This window comes from Albidovulum sp., from assembly GCF_049646345.1.
Classification (GTDB): domain Bacteria; phylum Pseudomonadota; class Alphaproteobacteria; order Rhodobacterales; family Rhodobacteraceae; genus Albidovulum.
Genome location: NZ_JBARVQ010000607.1, coordinates 1 through 5,492 on the forward strand (window position 1 = coordinate 1; position 5,492 = coordinate 5,492).

General features: G+C 62.4%; 7 protein-coding genes and 1 tRNA gene. 4 read left to right on the top strand and 4 right to left on the bottom strand.

The features are described 5' to 3' along the window. The first annotated feature begins 133 nt into the window (after positions 1-133). On the top strand, positions 134-937 hold the full coding sequence (locus tag WBB85_RS15820; protein WP_432639563.1) for a class I SAM-dependent methyltransferase: 804 nt from the start codon (positions 134-136) through the stop codon (positions 935-937). On the opposite strand, the gene WBB85_RS15825 is transcribed toward WBB85_RS15820, so the two are convergent. From WBB85_RS15825 to lipB, 3 genes are read right to left on the bottom strand one after another with little or no spacing between them, the layout of a single operon-like run. Next, the gene (locus tag WBB85_RS15825; protein WP_432639564.1) at positions 927-1,439 is read right to left on the bottom strand and encodes a DUF2244 domain-containing protein; all 513 of its coding nucleotides are present in this window, start codon (positions 1,437-1,439) and stop codon (positions 927-929) included. The genes WBB85_RS15820 and WBB85_RS15825 overlap by 11 nt on opposite strands. A gap of 10 nt (positions 1,440-1,449) precedes the next feature. Beyond that, on the bottom strand, positions 1,450-1,992 hold the full coding sequence (locus tag WBB85_RS15830) for a cbb3-type cytochrome c oxidase subunit I (protein ID WP_432639565.1): 543 nt from the start codon (positions 1,990-1,992) through the stop codon (positions 1,450-1,452). 23 nt (positions 1,993-2,015) lie between these two features. Further along, positions 2,016-2,663 (bottom strand): lipoyl(octanoyl) transferase LipB, encoded by a 648-nt coding sequence (gene lipB / locus WBB85_RS15835; RefSeq protein WP_432639566.1) that lies wholly within the window; start codon positions 2,661-2,663, stop codon positions 2,016-2,018. Between the two features lie 676 nt (positions 2,664-3,339). Here lipB and WBB85_RS15840 point away from each other — a divergent pair. From WBB85_RS15840 to WBB85_RS15850, 3 genes are all read left to right on the top strand, one after another. Next, entirely contained in the window at positions 3,340-3,519 is a 180-nt protein-coding gene (locus tag WBB85_RS15840) for a hypothetical protein (protein WP_432639567.1), read from the top strand. Between the two features lie 57 nt (positions 3,520-3,576). Then, positions 3,577-4,746 (top strand): peptidoglycan-binding domain-containing protein, encoded by a 1,170-nt coding sequence (locus tag WBB85_RS15845; RefSeq protein WP_432639568.1) that lies wholly within the window; start codon positions 3,577-3,579, stop codon positions 4,744-4,746. A 314-nt stretch (positions 4,747-5,060) separates the two neighbouring features. Next, positions 5,061-5,147 (top strand) — tRNA-Leu (locus WBB85_RS15850). Between the two features lie 127 nt (positions 5,148-5,274). Here WBB85_RS15850 and WBB85_RS15855 read toward each other — a convergent pair. Further along, a partial coding sequence (locus tag WBB85_RS15855; protein WP_432639569.1) for a hypothetical protein occupies positions 5,275-5,492 on the bottom strand: 218 nt, incomplete at its 5' end.

Consider the following 5,492-nt stretch of genomic DNA (forward strand, 5'->3'; position numbering starts at 1 on the left):
ACGGACAGTCGCTCGCCCGGCTCACGTTGCGACTGGGTCAATGACCGGAGAGGGCGCATAGTTCCTGTTGGGATTGTTGTCAGGACCTGACCGTTGTGGCACAACAGATCGCTTGCACGAAATGAGAGGGTCTATGTCAGGACCGGATATCTCTGCCACGAGGGATTTCGGCGGGTCGGTGGATTTCGGCCGGGCTGCAGGTGAATATCGCACGCATCGGGCGGGCTTTCCTGACCGGTTCTTCCACGTCCTTTCCGACCACAAATGGGCGGTTTCGGGTGCGCGGGCGCTTGATCTCGGCACCGGCACCGGGACGGTGGCGCGCGGGCTTGCCCGTCTGGGCCTCGCTGTCGAGGGGCTCGACCCGTCCGAAGCGCTTCTGACCGAGGCGCGGGCGCTGGATGCCGAGGCCGGGGTGGCCGTTGAGTATCGCACCGGTAAGGCCGAGGCACCGGGCGGGGCGGACGCATCGCTTGACCTGATCACCGCTGGCCAGTGCTGGCACTGGTTCGACCGGCCCCGCGCGGCGGCAGAGGCCTTCCGGATGCTGAAACCCGGCGGGCGCATGGTAATCGCGCATTTCGACTGGCTGCCCCTGCAAGGCAATGTCGTTGCCGCGACCGAGGCGCTGATCCTGCGTTACAATCAAGGCTGGACGATGGGTGGTGGCACCGGGCTTTACCCCGACTGGTTCGCCGATCTGGCGGGCGCAGGGTTCGGGGGGATCGAAAGCTTTTCCTTCGATCATGCGCAGCCCTATACGCACGCCGCCTGGCGCGGCCGCATCAGGGCCAGCGCCGGGGTGAAGGCGAGCCTGTCGGCGGATATGGTGGCGCGGTTCGATGGCGAACTTGCCGATCTGCTTGGGGTGCATTTCCCCGGTGACCCGCTGGAGGTGCCGCACCGCGTCTGGGCGGTGTCGGGCGTCAAGCCGTAGGGGCGGGTGCCTTCAGCCCCGCGAAGGCAGCGCGCAGTTCACCGGCAAGCCGCTTGCGTTCCCCCTCGGAAAGGAACGAACCGATCTCCACCTCACGTCCCTCGCCCTTCAGTGTCAGGTAGTCCGGCACCGGCCCCCCGGTAGGGTAAAGCGTGACCCGGACCCAATAGGGATTGGCCTGCCAGCCCTGCTCCTTGCCGTTTGGCGCCCGGCGGTGCAGATCCACCCGGTCCGGTGTGATGGTCAGAACCTCGATCAGCTCACCCTGCCGGTAACTGCGTGACAGTGCGTGCCAGATCCCCCAGATGGCGGCGGCGAGAAAGGGCAGGAGGCCCCAGAAAACCAGCGTGCCGAGGGCCGCGAAAAGCGGCAGCGCGATCAGGGCCGAGGTCGCGCCGATGAAGATCACGAACCCCTTGCGCGGCAGCGAACGATAGGGCCAGAGATGCAGCTCGGCCGGTCGGCCATCCGTCACTTCGGTCCTGATCCATTCATAGGGCATGGGAATACTTCTACGGCCCGCGGCGCAGCCAACGCCAGAGCGGCAGGACTGTCATGAGTATCACAAGCACGGTTAGCGCGCTGAAGGCGACGAACGACGAGGTGGCCGCGACCGAGTTCCAGAAGCCGAATACCTCCGGATAATCCACGTATCTGCGCGGCATACCGATGGTCGATAGATAGAGTTGTGGCAACTGTGTGCCCAACAGACCTGCTGCCAGCCCCCAGAACGCCCGCCGTGTCCATGTTTCATCCGCCTGTCCGAAGACGCGTTCCTTCAACCATTGCCCCGCCCCGAGTGCGGACAGGATCAGGCATAACGCGAAGTCATACTGGCTTTGCGCGACGACGTAATAGGTGTCGTGAAACGCACGATCCACTCCCTTACCTGCGAGGGCCTGCGATCCGGCGAATGCCGCCCAGTAGTGGAACAGCGCTGCCGCAAGAAAACCGGATGCTGTCGACAGGATAAGATACCGGACCCGCAACCGCAGCAAGGCCGCCACCAGAAGTGGCGCGAACGAGATCAGAAATGGGCCAAGGTGCAGAATCATTCAGGACCGGCTTGGTTCATCTGCTATCCGAACGCTTTGGAAAATGTCGCCTTCAGAGCCATGTCCAGATCCACCATCGTCACCGGCAGACCAAGATCGACAAGGCTTGTCACCCCGTGGTCGCGGATGCCGCAGGGGACGATGCCGTCGAAATGCGAGAGATCCGGTTCGACATTGATCGAGATGCCGTGAAAGCTGACCCATTTCCGCAGCTTTACGCCGATGGCGGCGATCTTGTCCTCGCGGGGCGCGCCGTCGGGCAGGGGGGGCTTGTCAGGGCGCGTGACCCAGACACCGACGCGGCCCTCGCGCACTTCGCCTGTCACGTTGAATTCGGCCAGTGCGGCGATGATCCAGGCCTCCAGCCGCTTGACGAAGGCGCGCACGTCGCGGCCGCGCTGGTTTAGGTCGAGCATCACATAGGCCACACGCTGACCAGGCCCGTGATAGGTGTATTGCCCGCCACGCCCGGCGGTGAAGACCGGAAACCGGTCGGGATCGGTCAGGTCCTCGGACCGGGCCGAGGTGCCGGCGGTGTAAAGGGGCGGGTGCTCCAGCAGCCAGATCGCTTCGCCCGCGCGACCTTCAGCCATTGCGGCCACCCGCGCCTCCATCTGGGAAAGCGCGTGGTCATAGGACACGAGGCCACTGCTGGTGATCCATTCGACCATCTGATCGTGCCTTCCTTTCCCTTGCCCGGGCGGGAATTCCGGACTGTTCGGAAGCCGCCGCCTGCGGCATGATTCCCGGATTGCTGCTGACCGGGCCTGTCCTGGCCTATTTGACATAAAGCGTTTCGGGTTTTGCTTGAACCACCGAATGCCGGAATTTGAGCGGTCGAGGTTCGGGTTCTGACGCATCTCACTCCCGAAACGCAATCGACCATTGGAGGCAACCATGTCTGTTTTTCATGTGGCTGTAGGTGCCTTTGCCCTTACGACTGGCTTGCTTCTGACATCTGCGATCATTGCGGCCGACGGCAGTCAGGAGGCCCCCTTGGTACAAATGAACGGCGCGGTCCAGGGTCAGACCCATGTGCCGCCGCACAGGGTCGGGAACAACACGGCGGTCCGACCTGCTACGGCCCAGACACATCGGGCTGCATATTGGAAAAGCAGATGACCCTGACGGTCGTGGGGGCAATCGCGCTGCCTGGGGGCAAATTGTAGCCCGAATGCTCGACCTCATTGCGAAACTACCAGGGGGCGAAGGCAGCAACGGGTTGTCAGAAGGTCCCGGAGGCGCACACTCGAACCCATATTGGTGCGATGTTTCGCCCGTTTCCGCTGCCGCCCGATCAGGGTCTGGGGGCGGGCGAAGCAATTTGAATTGAAGAAGGAGGGGGGCATGTTCCCAAAACGTTTGGCTGTCACCATGACGGCGATTTCACTTGGCATTACACCTGCGGCACCGGTCATGGCCGATGCCGGGGATGCGATTGCCGGCGGTATCATTGGCGGGCTGATTGGCGGGGCGATCGTCAACGGCGCGAACCAGAAGAAGAAGCGCACGGTGGTGCGGAGGTAAACCAGTTCCGGGCTCAGTTCGGCGCAGCGCGCCGTCAATCGCGACACTCAGGTCGCGCTGAACTATTTCGGCTATCCGGTCGGTGCGCCGGACGGTGTGCTTGGTCGCCAGTCGCGCGGGGCAATCTCTCAGTACCAGTCGACACTCGGCTATCCGGCGACCGGCTATCTGACGGATTATGAGCGCAACCTCTTGATCACCTCTTATCACCGCGCGGTTGCCGGTGGACCGGTGACCATGCAGCAGGCCGCCGCCAATCCGATGGGAATGCGCGGGCTGATCATGCAATGGCGGGATGAGGCCGCTGGCATCGTTCCACAGGGCCAGTATACGCCGCAAGGCCAGATGGCTGTCGCACCGGCCGCCCCCGCGCCCGAGCCTGAGGCCCCGGCCGTCATTGAGGCGCTGGTTCCCGAAGTGGCACCCGAACCCGAAGAGCCCGGCCTGCCAAGCTTTCTTGGTGCCGGAACAGTCGAGGCCTCGCTTGCCTCGCATTGCAACCGGATCGGGCTGATGACCACGACGAATGGGGGCTATACGACCGCCGCGACCATGCTCGACCCGATGTCGGCTTTGGGCGAACAGTTCTGCCTCGTGCGCAGCTTTGCCATCGCGCAGGGTGAGGAAATGGCCGCCAAGGTGCCCGGTGTCACCAAGGCCGATATCTCGGCGCAATGCGCGGGCTTCGGTCCGACAATGAAGGCCGAGGTTGCGGCGCTGTCGCTCGCACCGGCAGACGAGGTGATCGGCGACGTCCGGGCCTTCGCGCTGAATTCCGGCATGGCCCCGGCACAGCTGGCTGCAACCGCAAAGATCTGCCTCTCGGTCGGTTATGCCGAGGACAAGATGGATATCGCAGTGGCCTCCGGGCTGATCCTCGCCGCCTTGGGTGAAGGCGCTTACGGCGAGGTGCTTGGTCACCATCTGAGCCAGGGTTTCGGTGCCGCCCAGCGGACCGATCTGGCCTTCGACTGGTACGATATTGCCATCGAAGCTGCCGACAGAAGCGGCACTGCTGCTTTCGCGCCAGGCCAGCCCGACCGAATGCAACTTGTCCGCAAGGCCGCCTACGCGGTTGCCGGGCGCGAGGATCAGGCAGCCTTGCCGGAGGAAACCATTCCGGCAGCTCTGCCGAGCTTCGCCCTGCCGGAGGCCGGGTCTGAGACGGAAATGACCGAAGCGCCAGTGGTGACAACGGTCCCGACGACGACGGTCAGCGCCGATTAGGTCAACGCGTTGCCGCTGGTTGCAAAGCTGCCGTTCCTGCTGTTTCAGGATTGAACAAGGCGTATCTGTTGCGGGCGTAAGGTGGGTTTAAACCCACCTTACAACAATCAGGGCTTCGCACTGATCCTGTCGGCAAAGGGCGATACAATGTACCGGCTCAGTAAGGTGGGTTTAAACCCACCTTACATGCGAGGCGGAGCAGGCTCTGCGCGGCTGGCACGTCTTTTTTGTCCGAACCCGAAAATCCCCCTTCACATCGCCCGGGTGTTTGGCTAAGAAGCGCCCACCTCGCCCGGGGCTTTCCTGGGCCCGGTGCGGTTGTGGCGGAATTGGTAGACGCGCAGCGTTGAGGTCGCTGTGGGCTAACCCCCGTGGAAGTTCGAGTCTTCTCAACCGCACCACTTTCCTATCTAGTTCATTGAAAATACCAATATTTTGGGATCGTAGGATTTTTTTAATCCCCTTTTCAGTCCACCCTTTAAGCTACGCTGCAGAGATCAACTATGCGAGGCAATGGCTGGAAAGCTCTCACAGTGTGGCATTGGCTGTATCGGCCTGGGTATCGTTGTAACCTAGCTGTTTAGTCCCGGCATCTTGTGGATTGGGTTGATGATGAAACGATCTGGTTCTGAAGTCCAGATTTTGCAGATGTATTCGTAGGGCGTGAGGCCTTGCAGCGTTTTCAATCGACGTGGCTTGCAGTCGTCGCGACCCAGTATGATCCGGATCTGAAGGCGCAATACGAA